General features: G+C 61.4%; 19 protein-coding genes and 1 pseudogene. 14 read left to right on the top strand and 6 right to left on the bottom strand.

What is annotated here, in order from left to right; all coding sequences use genetic code 11:
• The 3 genes from AC6JA3_RS11725 to AC6JA3_RS11715 all read left to right on the top strand — a co-directional run bounded on the left by AC6JA3_RS11725 (window position 1) and on the right by AC6JA3_RS11715 (window position 3186).
• Window positions 1–1329: an aspartate aminotransferase family protein gene (locus AC6JA3_RS11725; RefSeq protein ID WP_051420772.1), complete on the top strand. Its 1329-nt coding sequence runs from the start codon at window positions 1–3 to the stop codon at window positions 1327–1329.
• A 115-nt stretch (window positions 1330–1444) separates the two neighbouring features.
• Window positions 1445–2842 carry an aldehyde dehydrogenase family protein gene (locus AC6JA3_RS11720; protein WP_026540464.1) on the top strand — a complete coding sequence of 466 codons (1398 nt, stop codon included), beginning with the start codon at window positions 1445–1447 and terminating at the stop codon, window positions 2840–2842.
• A 131-nt stretch (window positions 2843–2973) separates the two neighbouring features.
• A complete protein-coding gene (locus AC6JA3_RS11715) occupies window positions 2974–3186 on the top strand; it encodes a hypothetical protein (protein WP_035760648.1) in 213 nt (70 codons plus the stop codon).
• Between the two features lie 71 nt (window positions 3187–3257).
• On the opposite strand, the gene AC6JA3_RS11710 is transcribed toward AC6JA3_RS11715, so the two are convergent.
• The gene (locus AC6JA3_RS11710; protein WP_162150369.1) at window positions 3258–4136 is read right to left on the bottom strand and encodes a LysR family transcriptional regulator; all 879 of its coding nucleotides are present in this window, start codon (window positions 4134–4136) and stop codon (window positions 3258–3260) included.
• Window positions 4137–4366: 230 nt separating this feature from the next.
• Here AC6JA3_RS11710 and AC6JA3_RS11705 point away from each other — a divergent pair, with 230 nt between their 5' ends.
• From AC6JA3_RS11705 to AC6JA3_RS11695, 3 genes and pseudogenes are all read left to right on the top strand, one after another.
• A complete protein-coding gene (locus tag AC6JA3_RS11705; protein WP_026540466.1) occupies window positions 4367–5686 on the top strand; it encodes an MFS transporter in 1320 nt (439 codons plus the stop codon).
• Window positions 5687–5738: 52 nt separating this feature from the next.
• Window positions 5739–6386 (top strand): annotated as a pseudogene (locus AC6JA3_RS11700) (carboxylesterase family protein); the annotation flags it as partial.
• Window positions 6387–6389: 3 nt separating this feature from the next.
• On the top strand, window positions 6390–7142 hold the full coding sequence (locus AC6JA3_RS11695; protein ID WP_238324866.1) for a hypothetical protein: 753 nt from the start codon (window positions 6390–6392) through the stop codon (window positions 7140–7142).
• 403 nt (window positions 7143–7545) lie between these two features.
• On the opposite strand, the gene AC6JA3_RS11690 is transcribed toward AC6JA3_RS11695, so the two are convergent.
• Entirely contained in the window at window positions 7546–7992 is a 447-nt protein-coding gene (locus AC6JA3_RS11690; RefSeq protein ID WP_223945322.1) for a (R)-mandelonitrile lyase, read from the bottom strand.
• 8 nt (window positions 7993–8000) lie between these two features.
• Entirely contained in the window at window positions 8001–8333 is a 333-nt protein-coding gene (locus AC6JA3_RS11685; RefSeq protein WP_223945323.1) for a carboxymuconolactone decarboxylase family protein, read from the bottom strand.
• A 413-nt stretch (window positions 8334–8746) separates the two neighbouring features.
• Between AC6JA3_RS11685 and AC6JA3_RS11680 the strand changes: the two genes are divergently transcribed.
• The 7 genes from AC6JA3_RS11680 (at window position 8747) to AC6JA3_RS11650 (ending at window position 18868) form a co-directional block, all read left to right on the top strand.
• Window positions 8747–10723, top strand: a complete 1977-nt coding sequence (locus AC6JA3_RS11680) for an APC family permease (protein WP_026540468.1) — start codon at window positions 8747–8749, stop codon at window positions 10721–10723.
• A gap of 258 nt (window positions 10724–10981) precedes the next feature.
• A complete protein-coding gene (locus tag AC6JA3_RS11675; RefSeq protein WP_155854075.1) occupies window positions 10982–11080 on the top strand; it encodes a potassium-transporting ATPase subunit F in 99 nt (32 codons plus the stop codon).
• Between the two features lie 6 nt (window positions 11081–11086).
• Window positions 11087–12754 (top strand): potassium-transporting ATPase subunit KdpA, encoded by a 1668-nt coding sequence (gene kdpA / locus AC6JA3_RS11670; protein WP_051420774.1) that lies wholly within the window; start codon window positions 11087–11089, stop codon window positions 12752–12754.
• The gene (gene kdpB, locus AC6JA3_RS11665; protein WP_026540470.1) at window positions 12751–14889 is read left to right on the top strand and encodes a potassium-transporting ATPase subunit KdpB; all 2139 of its coding nucleotides are present in this window, start codon (window positions 12751–12753) and stop codon (window positions 14887–14889) included. The genes kdpA and kdpB overlap by 4 nt, the downstream gene beginning before the upstream one ends.
• A 7-nt stretch (window positions 14890–14896) precedes the next feature.
• Complete coding sequence (kdpC, locus tag AC6JA3_RS11660; protein WP_026540471.1) at window positions 14897–15502, top strand: K(+)-transporting ATPase subunit C; 606 nt, start codon at window positions 14897–14899, stop codon at window positions 15500–15502.
• Window positions 15503–15551: 49 nt separating this feature from the next.
• Window positions 15552–18191 (top strand): DUF4118 domain-containing protein, encoded by a 2640-nt coding sequence (locus tag AC6JA3_RS11655; RefSeq protein WP_347783443.1) that lies wholly within the window; start codon window positions 15552–15554, stop codon window positions 18189–18191.
• Entirely contained in the window at window positions 18191–18868 is a 678-nt protein-coding gene (locus AC6JA3_RS11650) for a response regulator (protein WP_347783442.1), read from the top strand. Before AC6JA3_RS11655 ends, AC6JA3_RS11650 begins: the two co-directional genes overlap by 1 nt.
• 53 nt (window positions 18869–18921) lie before the next feature.
• Here the strand turns inward: AC6JA3_RS11650 and AC6JA3_RS11645 are convergent, their stop codons facing one another.
• From AC6JA3_RS11645 to AC6JA3_RS11635, 3 genes are read right to left on the bottom strand one after another with little or no spacing between them, the layout of a single operon-like run.
• Window positions 18922–19494: a flavin reductase family protein gene (locus tag AC6JA3_RS11645; RefSeq protein WP_347783441.1), complete on the bottom strand. Its 573-nt coding sequence runs from the start codon at window positions 19492–19494 to the stop codon at window positions 18922–18924.
• A gap of 2 nt (window positions 19495–19496) precedes the next feature.
• Complete coding sequence (locus tag AC6JA3_RS11640) at window positions 19497–20543, bottom strand: methionine synthase (RefSeq protein WP_026546660.1); 1047 nt, start codon at window positions 20541–20543, stop codon at window positions 19497–19499.
• A gap of 20 nt (window positions 20544–20563) precedes the next feature.
• A complete protein-coding gene (locus AC6JA3_RS11635; RefSeq protein WP_026546661.1) occupies window positions 20564–21556 on the bottom strand; it encodes a DUF1852 domain-containing protein in 993 nt (330 codons plus the stop codon).
• Window positions 21557–21676: 120 nt separating this feature from the next.
• On the opposite strand from AC6JA3_RS11635, the gene AC6JA3_RS11630 reads away from it, so the two are divergent.
• The gene (locus AC6JA3_RS11630; protein WP_026546662.1) at window positions 21677–22618 is read left to right on the top strand and encodes a LysR family transcriptional regulator; all 942 of its coding nucleotides are present in this window, start codon (window positions 21677–21679) and stop codon (window positions 22616–22618) included.
• Window positions 22619–22684: the final 66 nt, after the last annotated feature.

The following is a 22684-nucleotide window of genomic DNA, read 5'->3' as shown; positions in this document are numbered from 1 at the left end:
ATGACACTCGAAACAGCCACAGAACCGGCCCCCGAGGCCATCCTCCAGGAAAGCCTCATGGACCGCCGTGTACGCACCATCGGGCCTCACTCGCCGTTGTTCTATGCCACGCCGTTGGAGATTGTGGCCGGTGAAGGAGTGTGGGTCGAAGATGCCGCGGGCAAACGATACCTGGATGTCTACAACAACGTCCCCCACGTCGGGCATTCCAACCCGGACGTCAGGGATGCGATCACCAACCAGCTCCAGAGAATCAATCTTCACACCCGGTATCTCAACTCCGGAGTGGTGGACTACGCCGAAAAGCTCCTTTCACTTTTCGATCAGCCTCTGGACAGGGTGTTCTTCACCAACAGCGGCTCGGAAGCGAATGAGCTGGCCTTGAGGATCGCCAGGCAGCACACCGGCAACACAGGCGTCCTTATTTCCGACCACAGCTACCATGGCAACACCACAACCCTGGCTGAGCTGACCACTGGTCTTCACGTCAAGGAACCCCTCGGCGCCAACGTCCGTGCCATCCGCATACCCGATGCTGCCGGACTCACAGCTGCCAAGCGAAAGCGTGTCTTGACGGAGGCGTTGCGCGAAGTCGACGCAGCAATAGCCTCACTCCAAGCAGAGGGCTACGGCCTCTCCGCCATCCTCTACGACCCGCTGTTCTCCACCGAAGGGCTGCTGAAAACCCCCGATGGCTACATCGAAGCGGTCACCGACAGGGTCCACGCTGCCGGCGGCCTGGTCATCGCCGACGAGGTCCAGTCCGGCTTCGGACGCATCGGCACCCACATGTGGGGACACCAGGCTTTCGGAACAACACCCGACCTGGTCACCCTCGGCAAGCCCATGGGCAACGGCTATCCCGTAGGTGGCGTCATCACCACCTCAGCCCTCCTGGAGGAATTCGGGGAAAACAACACCTACTTCAACACCTTCGCGGGAAGCCCCGTGTCCTCCGCAGCCGGCCTTGCCGTCCTGCGCGTCATGGAAGAACGGGGCTTGCTGGAAAACGCCCACCAACTGGGCAAATACATCGCTGACGAACTCGCCGCCCTGGCCAAAGGCAACCCCCGGATCAAGAACGTCCGAGGCAGCGGCCTCTTCTTTGGTCTGGAACTGGTGAATCCGGAAGACACGACACCGGACCCTGTCATCACCAAGGCACTCACTGAAGAGCTGCGCACACGCGGGGTTCTTATCGGAAAGATCGGCCGCCACGAAAACGTCCTCAAAATGCGACCGCCGATGGTCTTCGACCGTGAAAATGCCGAGTACATGATCGAACAGCTTCGCCTGGCCCTGGAAACACTCGAAGGTCGTACCGCATGAGTAGATTCCCCACACCAACGACGTAGCCCGGACCCATCCGGTCCCGCCCCGCACGTCCTGCCATCGAACAGCAACCACCGAATCAGCTTCATAACTTTTCCAACCAGGAGGAACCATGAACACCAACAGCCTGCTCACCTCGACATCCACACCGACCCGGACCATCCTTGATCCGGCAACCGGTGAAGCTGTCGGTGAAGCACCGGTCCACACCGTCGAGGACCTCGAAGCCGCCATCACCGCCGCCACCGAAGCGCAACCTGCCTGGGCCGCTCTGGGCCATGAAGCACGGTCAGCCGCGCTCATGAAAGCCGCCGACGCCGTCGAAGCCAACGCCGAGGAACTCGCCAAGATGCTCTCCCGCGAGCAGGGCAAGCCGTTGAACGGCCCGAATGCCCGCTTCGAAGTCGGCGCGTGTGCCGCGTGGCTGCGAGCAGCTGCCGGCACACCCCTGGAGGCCGAAACCGTAGTGGACGACGGCGAAACCCGCGCCCAACTGCATTACCGCCCCATCGGCGTCGTCGGCGCCATCGGCCCATGGAACTGGCCTATGATGATCACCGTCTGGCAGATCGCCCCGGCCCTGCGCATGGGCAACGCCGTGGTGGTCAAACCCTCCGAGTACACGCCACTGTCGGTCTTGGCGCTGGTTGAAACCATCAACACGGCCCTCCCCGAGAACCTTGTCTTGGTCGTCTCCGGCGGCCGTGACGTCGGCGAAGCCCTCGCATCCCACCCCGCCATCGGCAAGGTCATGTTCACCGGCTCCACAGCCACGGGCAAAGCGATCATCCGTTCCTCGGCCGACACGGTCAAGCGCCTCACACTGGAACTCGGCGGCAACGACGCCGGCATCGTCCTCCCCGATTCCGATCCCCAGGCCATCGCCGAGGGCCTGTTCTGGGGCGCGTTCATCAACACCGGCCAGACCTGCGCAGCACTGAAGCGCCTGTACGTGCACGAATCCCAGTACGACGCCGTCTGCGATGCACTGACCAACGTTGCACAAGCCATGCCGATGGGCAACGGCTTGGATGAGAACAACGTCCTGGGCCCGCTGCAGAACCAGCAGCAGTACGACATCGTCGCCCGCCTGGTGGAGGAGGCCAAGGCCTCCGGCGCCCGCGTCCTGATCGGCGGCAACCCCGACGCCGACGCGCCCGGCTACTTCTACCCCACCACGCTGATCGCGGACATCGACAACGACAACCCGTTGGTCGCCGAGGAACAGTTCGGACCAGCGCTGCCGATTATCAGGTACAGCACCGTTGACGAGGCAGTCGCCAAAGCGAACGCGCTCGACGTCGGACTGGGGGCCTCAGTCTGGTCCTCCGACCTGGACGCGGCCCGCGAAGTCGCTTCCAGGATCCAGGCCGGAACCGTGTGGATCAACAAGCACGGCGCTGTGGACCCCCGCGTCCCGTTCGGTGGTGCGAAGCAGTCAGGCTACGGCCTGGAGTTCGGCGTCGAAGGCCTCAAAGCACTCGGCGTTCCCCAGATCATCAACGGCTAAATAAACCCAACCGGGCGACACGGCGGGCCATGCGTCCGTCGTGTCGCCTACCTCAGCATCGGGTCGAGAGTTTCGCCCGTCAGGCCCATTGCAGTCACAGCAGTCCAGCCCACCAGGAAGCGAGGAACCCCATGAAACAGAGCAAACATGCAGTTGAAGTGAGCGATTGGTCAGTTCTGAAGGCCGGTGAAATGGTGGCCATCGCGGACGATCCCTATGCCAAGGACCCGCTGAAGATAGAGGAAACAGCACCGGAGCTGGGTGTGCTCTGGGTCCGGAGGCAGTCCAGCGGAGATCGGCAAATTTTGAACTCGGGCGATTACAAGATCTGGCGCCTGACCTAACAGACGTTCGACGCCGCAAACTACGTCGACGTCCGAATCCTTGCAGTCGCTGGGGTGTCCAGTACCTGGTGCTATGAACTTGTCGTTTGTCGCCACTCCCAGTCGTCGGTCATGAATTGACGGAGTTCGCGGGCCAGGCGTCGAAGCTCGTCGGAGGCGTAATGGGTGGCGTCCCAGGATGCATGGTGGACTATTTCCAATGGCCTGTTGTCCGCATAGGCGGGGAGGGTTTGAAGGCCGAAGCGCGCAGGCTCTGTCACGAGGGCGTGCCCGTGCCCGTTTGCTGCAAGGGCTTGGGCCATGGCGCCGGTGGAGACGTCCCGGATCATGGCGGGTGTGCCGAAGCCGGACATGGCCTTGGTCACCACTACCTGCACGCCGCTTCGAGCCACGATCACCCAGTCGTCCTTCAGGCTTTCCAGATCAACGTGTGAGGCTGTGCCGAACCGGGCATTTGAATCCGGTTGGCTTTGTACAGTGATAGGGATGGTTGCCACTGGGAGCTGGGCCCGGCTGCGAGGTGGCGACAGCGAGCTTACAGCCATGTCAACCTCGCGGTCGAGTACACCATCCAGTTCATTGGCCAAGAGAATTTCGACGTCGACGATGGGTGCGTCTCTTGCGGAAATGAAAGAAGCGAGAATGTCGGCGGTGGAATGAGGACAGGCGATGCGGAAGGATGATTGCCCTCGAAACCTTGACTTGATGATGCCTTCTGCACGCTCGAAACGCGACAGGACATCTTCGCCGAGCTCAAGCAGTACCTGCCCGGCGGCGGTTGTCGACATGCCGGTGGGGGTGCGGTGGAATAACCGTACTGCCAGTTCTGCCTCAAGGCGGCTGATCTGCTTGGAGATGGCCGGTTGGGTGACGGACATCTCAGCGGCCGCACCGCTGACTGAACCCAGTCGGGCCACTGTCTCAAAGTACTCCAGTGCTCTCCTATCCATTGCTTCAGGGTAGGGCACAAGGAGGGTCAGGAGACGAGTCTCGCGGATCCCATGAAGTATTGAGCGCCTGAAAGGCATTCCGAATAGTTATATAGGTAAGGGGTAATTGTCATTAGACAGTTATTGGGGTGCGGGTAAAAATTGAGGTAACCAATCACCCATAGGGGTAAGGCAGGCAGCGTTGCAGCGTGCCTGGACTGGTACCCAAAAACTGCCTATTAGGAGAGACGATGACGTCTATCGAAAGCACCCTCGCATTATCCGAAGTTGAACGACACCGTGAGGCGCGCCGCGTGGTCCAGTCCAGCTTTCTGGGAAGCGTTCTGGAATTTTACGATTTCCTGCTCTACGGCGTCGCAGCCGCGCTGGTGTTCGGCCCAGTGTTCTTCTCGAATCTCCCATCATCGGTAGCGACCATCGCTTCGTTGGGAACCTTCGCGGCGGGTTACCTGGCCCGGCCGATCGGCGGCATCATTTTCGGACACTTCGGTGACCGGCTCGGCCGCAAGAGCATGTTGCTCTGGTCCTTGTCCATTATGGGAGTCGCGTCGTTCCTGGTTGGTCTTGTACCGCCGGAATCGGTAATAGGTCCTTGGGGTGCAGTCAGCCTCGTACTGCTAAGGCTCATGCAGGGTGTGGCTTTAGGTGGCGAGTGGGGTGGAGCGACCCTTATGGCGCTTGAACACGCCGACCCTGGAAAACGGGGATTCATGGCCGCCTTTGTCAATGCCGGTGCGCCTGCCGGCGGGATCATTGGCACGCTGGTGATGGGCCTTTTCTCGGCAATTCTCAATGAAGCCGACTTCCTGTCCTGGGGCTGGCGCGTACCCTTCCTCCTTTCCGCCCTCATGCTTGCCCTCGGACTCTACATTCGGCTGAAAGTCTCCGAGAGCCCGCTCTTCGTTGCTGCGGCTCATCAAAAGAAGGGTAAAGAAAGCACTGCCGCTCCAATCGTGGCAATTATGAAGTCGCCTCGTACAGTCCTCGTCGTCGCCCTGGCCTGCATCGCAAGCTTTGCCCTGCAGTCGAGCATTACAACGTTTGGCCTCTCGTATGCTGTCGATCAAGGCTCGGCACGTGAGGACGTACTCTTCGGCTTTACCATCGGCCAGATTGCCGCGATCGTACTCATCCTTGCCTACGCAAAGCTATCGGACCGTGTTGGCCGGCGCCCTGTGATGATCTTCGGCTGCATAGCGTCAATCGTTCTTATCTACCCCATGTTTGAATTGCTGAAAGCCGGCGGCATAATGTTCACCGCCCTCGCCTTCGTCGTGTTCTGCATCGGACAAAACGCCATCTACGGACCAATGGGGGCGTTTATCTCGGAGCAGTTCGCTACCCAAAGCCGGTACACCGGCGCTTCAGTGGGATATCAGCTTGCAAGCCTCGTGGGTGCGGGCTTTACCCCGACAGTTGTGGCCGCTGTTTACGCTGCGTCTGAGAAGTCAATCATGCCGGTGCTCATTCTTATCGCGGCCATATCAGCCATCAGCGCAGTGTTCCTGTGGATCTCACAGGAAACCCGCAGCCGTGACCTGACGAAATAATGCCGCAAATGGCTGATGCTTGGCGCAACTACTTGAAAAGCACTGGTGCAAAATGAAGTTTCTGATGACGGAGGGGTACGACAGAACCGGACGGGGGGCTCCCCGGTCCGCCAAGGTCGCCGCATTTTACGGAATCCGATATGCGGCGTTGCTTGGCGGAAGGCGATTTTCTCCGCCGGTGCCGGTCCAGGGTGAGGAGCAGGCCGACGTCGAACGTTTAACGGATGTCCCGGTATTTCCCAGCCGGGGGAGCGGACTTGAAGATGTTCTCGGACGCGCTGACACCATAAACCCACAGTCAGAGGATGCCTTCTTCTTGAATGTATGGGCACCTGACGGCGCTGATGGACTTCCCGTGGTGGTCTTTCTACATGGCGGCGCATGGACGAGCGGAGGCGGATCGGTCCAGTGGTACAACGGTCGGCATCTAGCCGCGGGCGGCCTCGTCGTCGTGACTCTCAACTACAGGCTGGGGCCGGTAGCTCACTTGGCGCCTCCAGCCGTCGGCGGCAGGCCTACGCCGAGCCGACCTGTTCAGGACATACTTACTGCGTTGGCCTGGGTTCAAGACAATATCTCGAAGTGTGGGGGGAACCCGGGCCGGGTCACCTTGGCCGGACAATCAGCCGGTGGGTGGTACGCCCATCTCCTGAGTGTGCTCCCGGAAGCGCGTGGCTTATTCGAGAGACTGGCGTTATGGAGCATGGGCACCCGAACTCCCAGATCCACGGCCGTCCAAGCCCGGATTCACTCTGCCGCGAACCAGAGACTGTCGCCGTTCGACGTCGAGAGCGCACCATTCCGCGAGCTCCTGGACGCAGGGGAAAGAGCGCTCAAGTCAGCGTTGCCCCCGGCCGCTTTCGGACATGCAGCTGCTGGATACGTGCCCCACGAAACCGACAACGTCCCCCGGGATCTTCTTGATCCAACTTCGGCTGCCAAGCTCTGCAGTGCCGAAGCAGTCTACGCGCGGTACACGGCCGAAGAGACGGGAACATTCTTCCACAACGTCCCAACGCTCCGTCACGCCGATAGTAGGCGGGTGCAGGAGTGGCTGGAAAGCTTGCCCGCGGGGAGCCTACGTAACCATGTCATTGGCGATCCGTTATGGGGGCAAAAGTCACCCTACGAAAGGATCCTCGCCGTATCATCGTGGATTCAATACAAGTCGGTGCCCACCTCACTTGTGAACGAATACAAAACCGTCGGCATACCCGCCATGATTGATGAGTTCGCCTACCGTGGCGCAGTGGAGGGCCAACTCAGCGGCCACTGCCTGGACCTTCCCTTCCAGTTCGGAACATTCGACGAATGGGCCGACGCGCCCATGATGAGAAACTGCGACGTAGACACTTTCGACGAACTGTCCGCGCATCTCATTGGCGGATTCACGGACTTCGCATCCAGCCCACTGCCCAAGTCCAACCCCGTAGGGCGCTTGATAACTGCCACCTGAGCCATACCGTGATCTCCGCTGGAATTGGGACGGGGTGTGGTTGCGGCTGCTCTCGTTTGGAGGGGTGAAGGAACGTGTGGACAATGTCCACACGTTCCACCCCGGGCTGCCTCGTTCAGCCACCAGAGTGGTTTGGATTCGCATGTGTCCGCCACTCCCACTGGTTGCAGGGCTTGGAATCCCGTTCGTGCCCCCTCGGGCACGGACTACCCCCTCGTCAGAGAGTTTTTTGCTTTATCGTGTGTCATTCCGGTTGGTCAGGTCCCTCTGACGATGGCCGCGGGGTGTGCCCGGCAGCCCTGGACACGACGCCCTCAACCTCCTCGCCACGTGGGCTTCAACGATGCGCAGCGAAAGCAACAACGTGGTTGAGCTGCCTGCACATCCCGGAACCACGTAATACTTATTCGGCACCATCGATACCGGTCGCGGTGTCCTCAGCATGCGCTGATCGGCCGTTGTACTCGTCGTCAGTGATGTGCTCGCCCCAGTGGGTGGTTTTCGAGGGGTCTTCGCCGTTTTGAAGCATGGCAAGGTGTTCCATGAAGCAGCCCGGGGCGGCGGCGTGCCAGTGTTCCTCTCCAGGGGGAGTGTAGATCGTCTGCCCAGCGTGGACTTCAATGATGTTGCCGTCGCGGGTACCGAAGCGACCCACCCCTTGGGTTACGCGCAGGTACTGACCGTGCTGGTGCGAGTGCCACGCTGTCCTTGCGCCCGGAGCAAAGCGAACGGTGGCGACAACCATGGTCTGGTCGGGCTCGTGGGGGAGTGCGATTGGATCGAGCCAGACGTCGCCCGAGAACTGCGCGGAAGGATTTTTGGTGGTTGGAATCGTGGGTTCAATATTCATGGGTTTCCCTACTTGGTATCGGTGAAGAGTTCCTTGGCGACGCTCATTGCGGACATGCCTTGGGGCCAGCCCGCGTAGAACGTGACGTGGGTGATCGCTTCAAGCAGTTCTGCCTGGGTCACGCCATTGTCGATGGCGCGGCCGAGGTGGAACCCCAACTGGTCTGTGTTCCCGCGGGCTGTCAAGACCGCTACTGTAATGAGGCTTCGGTCGCGGGCGCTCAGTTCGGGGCGGTTCCAGACGTCTTCGAAGAGCACGTCGTCGGTCAGTTCGGCGAGCTTCGGAGCGAACTCTCCCAGCATTTTGCGGCCTCCGCCTAGTTGCTTCGGTTGGTCAGTCATGATGGTCCTTCTCTCTCTGATGAGTCCTGATAATGGCCGGTTGTTCGCAAAATATCCCTCGTTTCCAGTGAACACCGGCGGTAGATCTTGTGGGAGTCCTGGTCAGTACCCCCATCAGGAGGCCTGGCCAGCAAGTAGCCCGGCTGGGTTTTCCGGGCACCGGATCCCCACCACGTCGGCTATGGCAGTAGAGGCTGAAACCCAAGCAAGGAGATGTACCCCAAAATGTTCCAAACCCAGCAGGAATTGGGTGAGAAGCGGGACTCGCGGGCGCCCCTGTTGGGTACCTTTGCTGAGGATCTGGGCTCGGGTGCAAGGATTTCATCAAGATATAAGCGCTCAAGCAGAAGCGATGGGTACTTGGTGCTAGGTTCGCCGTAGGAGTCAGGGTACGCATCCCACGGGAGGCAGTTATGACCACTATGAGCAGGCCCCCAGCGGATCCGTCCGCCCTTGGTCCAAGGGTTCCGGAGCGATTCAGATCGTGGCTGTTGTTCGGCCTCCAGGACTCCAGAGGTTCCCATCAGGGGCCCGGCGGTGTGCGTTCGAGGCGGGAGAAGACGCATTCCTGGTGGCAGGTCATGTGCCTGACGGGCGTCGACTATTTCTCCACTCTGGGCTATCAGCCAGCCATCGCGGCATTGGCGGCAGGGGTGATCTCCCCGTTGGCTACGCTGGTCCTCGTTGCTGTAACGCTGTTGGGGGCGCTACCTGTGTATCGCCGTGTTGCGGGAGAAAGCCACAGGGGCGAGGGTTCGATCGCCATGCTCGAGCGTTTGCTGCCAAGATGGGGCGGAAAGTTATTCGTCTTGGTCCTGCTCGGTTTCGCGGCAACCGATTTCATGATCACCATGACACTCTCTGCAGCCGACGCGACGGCACACCTGATTGAGAATCCCTTCGTGCCGGGATGGTTCCGCGGGCAGCATGTGGCCATCACACTGATTTTGCTTGCGTTGCTTGCCGCCGTCTTTCTGCGCGGTTTCAAGGAAGCCATTGGCGTGGCGGTGGTGCTGGTTGCCCTGTATCTGGCACTGAATGTCGTGGTGGTGGCAACAACGCTCGTGGAGGTTTTCACGCACCAGTCTGCTGTGGGGGATTGGTGGACAGCGCTGACAACGTCACATGGGAATCCGTTCATGGCCGTCGGAATCGCCTTGCTGGTGTTCCCCAAGCTCGCTCTGGGCTTGTCGGGCTTTGAAACCGGAGTGGCTGTAATGCCCCAGGTCAGGGGCCACGTTTCGGATACGGAAGCGTACCCTGAAGGGCGCATCAAGGGGACCCGCCGGCTGTTGACAACAGCGGCGGTGATCATGAGTTCGTTCCTGATCACCAGCAGTTTCACCACAGTGGTGCTCATCCCTGAAAGTGAATTCCAACCAGGCGGAGAGGCCAACGGGCGCGCCTTGGCGTTTCTGGCCCACGAGCATCTGGGTGCCGGTTTTGGCACCCTGTACGACGTCAGCACGATTGCCATTCTCTGGTTCGCCGGCGCTTCGGCCATGGCGGGGCTCTTGAACCTCGTTCCACGGTACCTTCCACGGTTTGGCATGGCACCGGAGTGGGCTAAAGCCGTGCGCCCCCTGGTGTTGGTCTTCGCGGCCATCGCTTTTCTGGTCACCTACCTCTTCGATGCCGATGTGGACGCCCAAGGCGGAGCGTATGCCACCGGTGTCCTGGTGCTCATGACCTCTGCCGCCGTTGCAGTGACCCTATCGGCCCGCAGACGACAGCAACCCAAACGCACCTGGGGCTTCGGAGTCATTGCCGTGGTCTTCATCTACACAACAGTGGCAAACATTATTGAGAGGCCAGAGGGTATCAGGATCGCCGGTTTTTTCATTCTGGGCATCATCTTGATCTCGCTGTTGTCCAGGGTGCTGCGCTCGTTCGAACTGCACGCCACTCATGTCCGCTTTGACCAAAAGGCCATCGAGTTCATCACAGCCATCGAGGACGGACCCATTGGCATCATCTCGCATGAACCTTTGAGGCAAACCGCGAAGGCATACCGGGATAAGTTCGACTCTGCCGTTGCTGTCAGCCACCTGCCTGCGGACTTCCCGGCGCTGTTCCTGGAAGTGGTGGTGGATGACTCCTCGGATTTCGAAACCGCATTGGAAGTGAAGGGGGTTGTCCGGCACGGTTACCGGGTCCTGGAAGTTCACGCACCGGCTGTGCCGAACACCATCGCCTCAGTACTTCTGCATATCCGGGACGTAACCGGGTTGATGCCGCATATCTATTTCCGCTGGACGGAGGGCAATCCCGTGCTCAATCTAGTGCGTTTCCTTTTCCTGGGCGAAGGAGAAATCGCCCCGGTAACACGTGAAGTCTTGCGGCAAGCCGAACCGGATGTCACGCGGCGGCCGTGGGTCCACGTCGGCTGAACATTGAGCTGGCCCGTCTTGGCGTTAAGGATTCATCAAGAACCACCCCGCCGGCATTAAGGAACCGTAAGGATCGTCTTTTCGTCCCGTTTCAAGGGATTGACTGACATCAGCCCCGCGAACGGGGCGCTGATGAAAGGACGTTCCAGTGGCCGACGTGGCTGTTGTGGTGATTCTTATGGCGTGCATGGGAATCGTGATGTGGGTTGCCCACCTCTTGGGCAAAATGGTCGACGGCGATGGTCCGGTGAGCGGGCAATGACGCTGGATGCGATCATGTGGATCGGACTGTTCCTGGCCGGCCTCGCCGCTGTGGGCTATTTGCTGGCAGTGTTGCTTCACCCGGAAAAGTGGTGATGGCCGGTGGTCTTCAGCGCTGCTTCCTTCATCACCCAGTTAGTCGTCCTGGTGCTCGTTCTCGTGCTGTTGCACAAGCCCTTGGGCGTGTATCTGGAACGGGTTTTCTCGGGCACTGAATCGTCGCGGCCTGAGAGGTTGTTCCATCGCTTGGCCGGGGTCGATGCCGGAACTGAACAGAGCTGGTCTGTGTATCTGCGCAGCGTTCTGGTGTTCTCGGCGGTCTCCATTTTAATGATTTTCCTGTTGCAGCGACTCCAAGGCGTTCTTCCCGGCAGCAACGACCTTCCGGGCGTGGATCCGTGGATTGCAATGAACACAGCCATCTCGTTCGTCACGAATACCAACTGGCAAACGTACGTGCCGGAGGCCACTGTGGGCATTTTCGTCCAGATGTGCCTGCTGGCCGTCCAGAACTTTCTTTCGGCCGCCGTAGGGATTGTGGTGGTGGTCGCCCTGATCCGCGGCATTATGCGAACCAAGACAGAGCGTCTTGGCAACTTCTGGGTTGACCTCGCAAGGGCCTCCTTCCGCGTCCTTCTTCCCTTGGCAACCGTGGGGGCCATCGCCTTGGTGATCGGCGGCGTCGTCCAGAATTTCTGGTCCACGGAGGTCACCAATACGGCCAGTGGGGTCACCCAGCTGATTCCCGGTGGACCGGTCGCTTCCCAGGAAGCAATAAAGGTTCTGGGCACCAACGGTGGCGGCTACTTCAATGCAAACTCCGCGCATCCGTTTGAGAATCCGAGCATTTTCACAAGTATGTTCCAGGTCTTCCTGATCCTGCTGATCCCTTCGGCGCTCCCGTACATGTACGGGCGGATGGTGGGGGACCAGCGTCAGGGCTACACCGTTGCGGGCGTCATGGCTGGGCTTTGGCTGACGTCCACAGCATTGATGGGGTGGGCTGTTGCTTCGGCCCAAGGAACCGCGACGGCGGCTGCCGGAGGTCTGGGCGAAGGTTTCGAACAGCGTCTGGGACCGGCTGCCGGCTCGATCTTCTCAGCTTCGACCACCCTTACGTCCACCGGAGCGGTCAACGTTGCCCACGACTCGTTGCCCCCACTGGCGGGCGGTGTCGCCATGCTGAACATGATGCTCGGCGAGGTGGCCCCCGGAGGAACCGGATCCGGACTGTACGGAATGCTGGTCCTGGCCATCATCGCCGTCTTCATTGCGGGCCTTATGGTGGGCCGCACGCCTGAATTCCTGGGCAAGAAGATCGGCCCCCGGGAGATGAAGCTCGCAGCCCTCTACATTCTGGTGACACCTGCGTTGGTGCTGGTCATGGCAGGCGTCACGGTGCTGTTGCCGGGCGTCATGTCCAACGCCCCGGCGTCCGGTCCGCACCAGTTCAGCGAGGTGCTCTACGCCTTCACCTCCGGTGCCAACAACAACGGTTCTGCCTTTGGCGGCATCACCAGCTCCGGTCCCTACCTTTCGGTGATGCTCGGGATCGCCATGCTGCTCGGCCGCTTCCTGCCCATCGCGCTCGTCCTGGCGCTGGCAGGTTCGTTGGCCAGGCAACGTAAAATCCCAGCCTCCTCCGGAACCGTGCCCACCCACGGTTGGCTCTTCGGATCACTGCTGCTCAGCGTGACCGTGATCCTGACCGCACTTAGCTACTTCCCGGCCCTGGCTTTGGGCCCCCTCGCAGAAGGACTCATCAAATGACTCCGTCCACCACGGCATCGGCAACGGATGACGCCGCGCTGACGTACGCCGACGGCAACCCCCTTGGCACTCCGGGAGACCATAAACACCACACCAAAGCGCCGGCGAAGCTGAACGCAGCTACTATCCGGGCGGCCCTTCCCGTGGCCGTGAAAAAACTTTCCCCTCGGCAAATGATCCATTCGCCAGTGATGTTCGTGGTGCTGGCGGGTGCCGCCATCTGCACGGTGATCTGTATGGTCAAACCAGACGTGTTTGGCATAGCCGTCACTGTTTGGCTCTGGCTCACCGCGCTGTTCGGCACGCTGTCGGAGGCCATCGCCGAAGGCCGCGGGAAGGCCCAGGCCGACAGTCTTCGGGCCAGCCGCCAAGGGGTTCTCGCGCGGCTCCGTTTGGAGGATGGGAGCATCAAGGAGGTTCCTGGAACGGACCTTAAGTTGAACGATGTGGTCATCTGTGAAGCCGGCGACGTCATCCCGTCCGATGGCGAGATCATCGAGGGCCTTGCCAGCGTTGACGAGTCCACCATCACGGGCGAATCAGCGCCGGTGATCCGTGAATCCGGTGGTGACCGTTCGTCCGTCACCGGTGGCACCAAGGTTCTCTCAGACCGCATCCTGGTCCGCATTACTGCCGAGCCTGGAGCGACGTTCATTGACCGGATGATCAAACTCGTTGAGGGAGCAGTCCGTCAAAAGACGCCCAACGAAATCGCCCTGCACGTGCTGCTGGTATCGCTCACCATCGTCTTCCTGGTGGTCACCATGACTCTGGCGCCGTTCGCATCCTTGGCCGGGGCCACGCCGTCACCCATCGTGTTGGTAGCCCTGTTGGTGTGCTTGATTCCTACCACCATTGGCGCATTGGTTCCGGCTATCGGCATCGCGGGCATGGACCGGCTGGTCCAGCATAATGTCCTGGCAACGTCAGGGCGCGCGGTGGAAACGGCGGGCGATATCACCACGTTGCTGCTGGATAAGACCGGCACCATCACCTACGGCAACCGGCGCGCAGTCAATTTCTTCCCGGCCAATGACGTGGAGGACTCCGATCTCATCGAGGCCGCTCGCCTGTCCAGTTTGGCCGATGAAACCCCTGAAGGGCGCTCCATTGTGGACCTTGCCAACGACAAAGGCAGGAACGGTCCGGATATGGAGGAGATCCGGAATGCGTCGAAGGAGGTTGCCATCGTTGAATTCACGGCCAGCACCCGCATGAGCGGCTTGGACGTTGACGGACGCCGGATCCGAAAAGGTGCCGCGTCCGCCGTCGAACGCTATGTCATGGAGGCAGGCGGGCGCATGCCCGCCGAGGTTCAGCGACGGGTGCAGGAAATTTCGGCGGAGGGTGGCACACCGCTGCTGGTCGCCGAAAGCACGCACGACGGCGGAACCCGGGTTTTGGGAACAGTGCACCTGGCCGACGTGGTCAAGCCCGGCATGCACGCCAGATTCGCCGAGCTTCGGCGGATGGGCATCCGGACGGTGATGATCACCGGCGACAACCCTGTCACGGCCAAAGCGATTGCCGCGGAGGCCGGAGTCGACGACTTTGTCGCTGAAGCCACCCCCGAAGACAAACTGGACGTCATCCGCCGCGAACAGGGCGAAGGCCGCCTGGTTGCCATGACCGGCGACGGCACCAACGACGCACCGGCCCTTGCCGCCGCCGACGTGGGCGTGGCGATGAACTCCGGGACACCGGCTGCCAAGGAAGCGGCGAACATGGTGGATCTGGATTCCGATCCCACCAAGCTGATCAACATCGTGGGCATCGGAAAACAACTTCTCATAACCCGGGGTGCGTTGACCACGTTCTCCGTAGCTAATGACGTTGCAAAGTACTTCGCCATTGTCCCCGCGCTCTTCACTGCAGCGTTCCCGGGCCTGGGACTGCTGAACCTCATGGGCCTGGCCACCCCGGCCTCGGCCATCCTGTCAGCTGTGATCTTCAACGCCCTCATCATCATCGTTCTGGTGCCTCTGGCACTGCGCGGCGTGAAATACCGGGCGGTCTCAGCAAACCAGGCGCTTGGCAGGAACTTGCTCCTCTACGGCCTCGGCGGGCTCGTGGCGCCGTTCATCGGCATCAAATTGATTGACCTGCTCATTTCCCTCATCCCCGGTATCGGCTAGGACCACCATGAACATGCTGCTCGGTTATCTCCGTCAAGCAGGCACCGCCCTGCGGTTCCTGCTGCTCTCCACCCTCATCCTGGGGCTTGCCTATCCGCTGGCAGTCTTCGGTGTGGGACAGGCTGTTGGCCCGTTCCAAGCCAACGGGTCCATCGTGAAAGACGACGCCGGAAATCCGGCGGCATCAGCGCTGATCGCGCAGGCCTCCGCAGACGAGGCAGGTACACAGGACCCGGCCTGGTTCCATGCACGGCCTTCGGCGGTCGGCTGGGACCCGGCGACGTCGTCGGCCAGTAACCTGGGTCCCAACGACACAAAATTGCTCGACGCCGTCACCGCCAACCGTGCCGCTGTTGCGGAGCTGGAAGGCGTCAGCGAGTCCGCCGTGCCTGCAGATGCCGTGACGGCCAGCGGCTCAGGACTGGATCCGGACATCTCTGTCGAGTATGCCACCCTCCAGATCCCAAGAGTTGCCAAAGCGCAAGGGCTCACCCCGGACGCGCTTCAGGGCCTCGTGACCAAGCACACGAGCCATGGACTTGAGGCTTTCCTCGGTCAGCCCTCGGTGAATGTCGCCGAACTGAACCTGGCGGTTGCGGAGGCCGCGCGGTGAGGCACCTGACCATCGGAGCGGAGGGCCTTCGGGGTGAAAGAATGAGGCTATGGCACGGGCGACACTGAGAATCTTCCTGGGGGCTGCCCCGGGCGTCGGCAAGACCTACGCCATGCTCGAAGAGGCCCACCGGCTGCTTGGTCGCGGCGAGGACGTTGTGGTGGCCTTCGCCATGGATCACGGCCGCAGCGATACGCGGGCGTTGACCCAGGGCCTGGAATCAATCCCATCACGGACCATCCAGTACCGGGGGACGGCCTTTGAGGAAATGGATCTCGACGCCGTCTTGGCGCGGCGGCCGCACACCGCCGTCGTCGATGAGTACGCCCACTCCAACGTCCCCGGCAGTGGCAATAAAAAACGCTGGGAGGATATCGAGGAACTCCTCGAGGCCGGCATCAACGTGCTGTCCACCGTGAACGTCCAACATCTGGCCTCACTGGGGGACGTTGTCCTGGCGATCACGGAAGTCCGCCAAGCAGAGACCGTTCCCGACGACGTCGTGCGCCGTGCCGACCAGATCCATCTGGTGGACATCTCCCCGGAACTGCTCCGCCAGCGTTTAGGGGACGGGAAGATCTATGCGGCCGACAAAGTGGATGCAGCCCTGTCGAACTACTTCCGGCTCGGAAATCTGACGGCATTGCGGGAGCTCGCCTTGCTCTGGCTTGCCGACCGCGTGGATGAAGGACTGGCTAAGTACAGGGCAGAGAACAACATCGATGCCAGCTGGCCAGCCCGGGAACGCATCGTTATCGGGCTGACTGGTGGCCCCGAAGGCGAAGTCCTGATCCGCAGGGCCGCCCGAATACTCAAACGGGTCAACGGCGGCGACCTCCTGGCGGTCCACGTCCGCGCAGCCGATGGTGTTTCCGCTGAGTCACCACAGGATCTCGAATCGCAGCGACACCTGATACGGGACCTCGGCGGAAGCTACCACACGGTGGCGGGGGAGGACCCGGCCCAGGCGCTCCTGGACTTCGCACGCAGCGTTAACGCGACACAGATCGTGGTGGGCGTTTCCCGCCACCGTTCCCTGGCCGGGCGGTTGATGGGCAGCGGCGTCGGTAACAGGGTTGTCCGGGAATCAGGAGACATCGACGTTCACATGGTCTCCCATCCGCTGGGCGGCCAGGGTGTGGACCGACCCTACCGTGGTGAACTCGGGAAGACCCGCGCGGCAGTAGGGTTTGGACTTGCGGTTGTCCTGCCGGCATTGTTGCAGCTCATTCTGGCGGCGAGTCCGTCCCACAACATCGCGACGGCGGTTCTCGTCCAGCTCACCGGTTCGGTCGCTGTTGCCTTGGTCGGTGGACTCTGGCCAGCGCTCCTGGGGGCAGTCTGGAGCAGCCTTTTGGTGAACTATTTCTCCACGCCACCTGTTGGAAACTTGACCATCAGCGATCCACAGAACCTGCTGGCGCTCCTTGTCTTCGTCGGCGTCTCGGCCGCGGTGGCCGCCGTCGTCGACATCTCGGCAAGGCGATCAAAGGAGGCCAAGCGCGCCAGTGCAGAAGCAGCGACCATGGCTGATTTGACGCGCGGAGCAACGGATGCCGAGGATACCGTCCAGGGACTGCTGGCGCAGGCCTTGGAAGTCTTCCAAATGCGGGGGGCGTCATTGTTCACGGCCGACGACGGATCAGAGCCCGAAAGGGCCTGGCGACTGCTGGCCAAAGCCGGTGAGACGGACTCAGCGACTCCTGAAAGCAATGGTCAGCTTGCCGGCGGCACCACGGAGCGGATCGATGATCGGACCCGTCTGATTCTTTACGGCAGGACTCTTCCAGCGAGCGACCGACGCCTTCTTGGAGCCTTCGGCGCGCATCTTGCAGCCCAGCTCGAGCGCAGGCAGCTTGCGGCCAGCCGCCGCGAAGTCATGCGGCTGGCCGAAAGCAACATCATGCGAACGTCCATCCTTCGCGCCGTTTCCCACGATCTCCGCACACCCCTGGCCGGCATCAAACTGGCCGTCGGCGGACTGAAACAACACGACGTGGCCTACACGCCCGAGGAACAGCAGGACTTGCTGACTACCATTGACGAGTGTTCGGATCGGCTCGATGTCCTGGTGGGAAACCTCCTGGACATGTCCAGGATCACCTCCGACTCGGTCAACGCCCTGATCAAACCCGTCCGTTGGCATGAGGTCATCCCGCCCGCGTTACGTGGAGTACCTTCCGGCAGTATCCGCGTGGACCTGCCGGCGAACCTACCCGCCATCGACGCTGACGCCGGCATGCTGGAACGCGTGATCGCCAACGTCGCGGAGAATGCCGTCAAGTATGCGCCGGGCTCGGACATCGTGATCGTTGCTTCGGGCGGCGGGCTGAGCACCACGTCCCTGGGCGGCCGACCCTCGGGAGAGCTGCGGATCATCGACCACGGCCAAGGCGTTCCCGCCGACGGCGTCGTGCGCATGTTTCAGCCTTTCCAGCGGCTGGATGACGTACCCGCGAGCACCGGCGTCGGATTGGGCCTGGCGGTCGCAAAGGGCTTCGCGGAAGCCATGGGAGGAACCCTGACGGCCGAGGCAACACCGGGCGGAGGCCTGACCATGGTCATCCGGATGCCGCTATCCACCGGAGCGCCCATGGAACGGGCTTCCGGGCAGGCGCCCATGGAGGCGCAATCTGTGCTGCTTCACCACCCCCATGTCCCACCTGCTGACATCAGGCGGGTCCTCTGATGAGCAACATTTTGGTGGTGGATGACGATCCGCACATCCTCAAAGCCCTGCAGATCACCCTGAAGGCCCACGGCTATGACGTAACGACCGCCGCAGACGGTGAAGCCGCCTTACTATCAGCGGCACAGTACCCGGTCGCCGTCGTCGTCCTTGACCTCGGACTACCCGACATCGAGGGGATTCACGTCATCACCAGGATCCGCGAATGGAGCGACGTGCCCATCCTGGTCCTGTCCGCACGGCACGGGTCCACCGATAAAGTTGAGGCACTGGATGCCGGAGCGGACGACTACATCACCAAGCCGTTTGGCCTGGAGGAACTACTGGCGCGGCTCCGGGCGATCCTACGACGGACGGTGGAACCTTCCGATGAATCTCCCGTAGTTGCGACGTCCTCATTCACGCTCGATCTGGCAGGGAGAAAGGCCAACCGCGGTGGTGATGACGTTCGATTAACTCCCACCGAGTGGAGCATTCTGGACGTTCTTGTCCGGAACCCCGGAAAACTCATCACCCAGCAACAGCTCCTCACCGAGGTATGGGGGCCGGCCTATGCCAAGGAAGCCAACTATCTCCGGGTTTACATGGCGCAGCTTCGGCGCAAGCTCGAACCGGAGGCGGGTAATCCGCAACACTTCATCACCGAACCAGGGATGGGTTACCGCTTCCAGCCGTGAGTGCATTGATACGTCTGGTATCGGCTTGGCGCCCCGTATTGTTGGCGAGGCGTTCAGCCTTCAAGCTTGGAGTGGTCGCCCAGGCGGTGCCATGAACGGTTGTGGTAGACCAGAGCGTCGCCGGGTTCTCCCGCTGGGACGTCACGCATCACGCGGGACTCCAGGGCGTGAACGGCGACGATGGTGGAGGTCCCTACCTCCATGCGGTTGATGACGGCGCAGCGCACCCAGGCACGGACATCGTCATACACCGCTTCGCCGGTTGCAAGGGCCGACCAGCGGTGCGTCTGGTCAAAGCGGTCGGCGCCGGGGGTCGCTCCAAACTTCGCCAAGTCGACGTCGTGCGCGTCCAGCAGGTGCACCACGACGGTTTCAGCGCGGGAAAGCACCGTCGACGCAGAGGACAGTGCCGAGACCGAGAAAATCAGCAACGGAGGTTCGGCACTCACTGACACCACCGACGACACCGTCAGTGCCACCGGTCCTTCGCCGGCATCCGCCGTGATGACGGCGACACCTCCCGGGTGGCCACGGAACAGTGCTTTGAATTCGTCAGCCGAGAGGGAGGACGGGAAGCTTTGCTCAGGAGCCCCCAGCCAAGTGTCTGGGGGGTAGGCGTGAAACATCGTTAGGACACCTTGGGTGCGGAGCGCTCGAGTTCCTCGCGAACGATTCCCGTCCCTGCGCTGAGGGCACTCAGCTTGGCCAGTGCGACGTCGCGGGGGAACGGGGCCATGCCGCAGTTGGAGCTGGCTATGAGCTTGTCCGCATCGACGAACTGCAGGGCCTTGCGGAGGGTGTCGGCGACTTCCTCCGGGGTCTCGATGGTCTCGCTGGCGACGTCGATTGCCCCGAGCATGACTTTCTTGCCGCGGAGGAGCTCGATGAGGTCCATGGGCACGTGGGAGTTCTGGGATTCCAGCGAGATGATGTCGATGCTGGAGCTCTGAAGCAGCGGGAACGTTTCCTCGTACTGCCGCCACTGCGAGCCGAGCGTCGCTTTCCAGTCATTGTTCGCCTTAATCCCGTAGCCGTAGCAGATATGCACGGCGGTCTCCGCACGCAGCCCTTCTGCCGCTCGCTCGAGTGCAGCGACGCCCCAGTCCTTGACCTCATCGAGGAAGACGTTGAACGCGGGCTCGTCGAACTGGATGATGTCCACGCCGGCTGCCTCGAGTTCTTTGGCCTCCTGGTTCAGGATCGCAGCGAATTCCCAGGCCAGCTTCTCGCGGCTCTTGTAGTGGTCATCGAAGAGTGTGTCCACCATGGTCATGGGGCCGGGAAGAGTCCATTTGATCGGCCGGTCGGTGGTTGCGCGGAGGAACTTCGCGTCGTCGACGAATACGGGCCGCTCGCGGCGCACCGGACCGACGACGGTGGGCACGCTCGCGTCGTAGCGATCGCGGATGCGCACGGTCTTGCGCTGTTCAAAGTCGACCCCGCTGAGATGCTCAATGAAGGTGGTGACGAAGTGTTGGCGGGTTTGCTCGCCGTCGCTGACGATGTCGATGCCGCGTCGGCTCTGCTCGTGGATGGCGATGCGCAGCGCATCCTGCTTGCCCTCGAGCAGCGCATCTCCCTCCAGCTTCCAGGGAGACCACAGGGTCTCCGGCTGTGCGAGCCACGATGGTTTCGGCAGGCTTCCAACGACGGTGGTGGGCAAAAGTGTGTTCATGATTGACGATTCTCCGTGGGTCAGTTGACGAGGGCGGGGTGTTTGGCGGTCCACTGGTCCAAAAGATCCTTGTGGGGCGTGATGAAGTGTTCCTCGGTGTACTTCGCCTGGATGACCGCGAGCTGACTGCGCTCGACGCGGTCGTAATCGATCTGGGTCCGCGAGTAGTCCTGCTCTCCCAGGCTCGGTTGGTAGACGACGGCGGCGGCGGAGTTCGCGTTGTAGACCTCCGGGCGGTAGATCTTCTGGAACGTCTCCATGGTGCTGATCGTGCCGATGAGCTGCAGGTTGGAGTAGTCGTTGAGCAGGTCGCCGCGGAAATAGAAGGCCAGCGGCGCTACGCTGCCGCGTGGCATGAAGTAGCGGACCTGCAGCCCCATCTTTGCGAAGTACGCGTCGGTCAGTGAGAACTCGTCCTGCTGGTACTCGACGCCCAGGACGGGGTGATGGTTTTCCGTTCGCCGGTACGTCTTGGTGGTGGAGACGCTGATGCACACCACTGGCGGCTGCGGGAAACGTTCCTGGCATGCCGGGGAATCGAGGAATTGCTGGAACAGTTTGCCGTGCAGATCGCCGAAGTTCTCGGGAACTGTGGGCTTGCCTGCCTCCGCTGATGCCGCTGGCAGTACCACGCTGAAGTCGAAGTCACGGACGTAGGAGGAGAAGTTATTCCCCACGATCCCTTGGTGGCGGACGCCATTCAGTTGGTCCAGGATCTGGATGTCGAGGACCTCGAACAGGGGGAACTTCTGATCGGTGCCTTCGGCAGTGAACTCTATCTGCACGGAAACGATCTCAAGCTCGAGCGTGTAACGGTCCCGGTCCGGGTTGTCCCAGCTTGCGAGGTCGTTGAAGCGGCGTCGAATCATGGTCAAGGCGTTGCGGAGGTTCTCCTGGCGGTGCTCGCCGCGTGCCAGGTTGGCGAAATTCGTGGTGATCCGCGAGCCTTCCGAGGGTGAGTAGTCCTCGTCGAAGGGGGTGGTGGTGATGCTGAACGTGAAGTCGTCTGCCATGTGCTGCCATTCCGTTGATGGGCCGGAGACGGCCTTTCCGAAGGTGATGTATCCATGGTGCAGCCTGGGGCGAGGTATCAGGTAACTAGTGGTTGCTATGCATTGATATAGAATTTTCCTATGGCCCAGATTTCGAGCGGATTGACCCTGCAACAGCTCCGCTACTTCATTGAAGTTGCAGCAGAGGGGTCGATCTCCGCGGCTGCCGATCTTCTCTACGTAGCCCAGCCGACGATGTCCGCATCGATGAAGGACCTTGAGGCCCGGGTGGGCCGTGCGCTCCTGGTTCGCTCCGCCCGCGGGGCCACCCTCACCGCTGACGGGGTAGAGTTCCTTGGCTACGCGAGGCAGGTGGTGGAGCAGTTCGCTCTCCTCGAGCAGCGCTACCTTGGCAGGCCACCACGGCGCCGTCTGCTCGGGGTGTCAACGCAGCACTACTCGTTCGCGGTGGACGCCTTCGTCCGGATGGTCAAGGCCACTGACGTGGCCGAATACGAGTTCTCACTCCGTGAGTCCCGTACCTGGGACATCATCGAGGATGTCCGGACGCTGCGCAGCGAGATAGGCATCCTCTACCGGAACGATTTCAACCGGAAGGTCATCGACAAGCTGCTCCGGGAATCCGGGCTCGCGTTCACTCCGCTTTTCCTCGCCGATCCACACATTTTCGTCGCACGGAACAACCCGCTCGCCTCAAAAGAGCGTGCGACCCTCGATGATCTCGCCGGGATGCCGCGGCTGACCTTCGATCAAGGTGCGAACAACTCCTTTTACTTCGCCGAAGAGATTCTCTCCACCATGTCCAGTAAGCAGGAGATCCGGGTCTCTGACCGTGCCACGATCTTCAACCTGATGATCGGGCTCCACGGCTACACGATCTCCACGGGCATCATCAGCGGGGAGCTCGACCCGGAGATCGTCGCCATCCCGCTCGACGTTGACGAACGCATCGAGATCGGCTGGATCGGTCACGCAGCGATCCCGCTCACCGACCAAGCGCAGCACTACCTCAGGGAATTGCGGGCCGTCGTCTCTGAGTTCGGTGTGGCGCTGCTCGACTGAGCGCAGGTGAGCGCGCGGGTCCGCCGTCGTGGGCATGGCCCGTCCATCGCGGAAATGAACACCCAA

This window comes from Arthrobacter sp. TmtSoilC79 (assembly GCF_059739405.1).
This window is presented reverse-complemented; position numbering and strand designations above follow the sequence as displayed.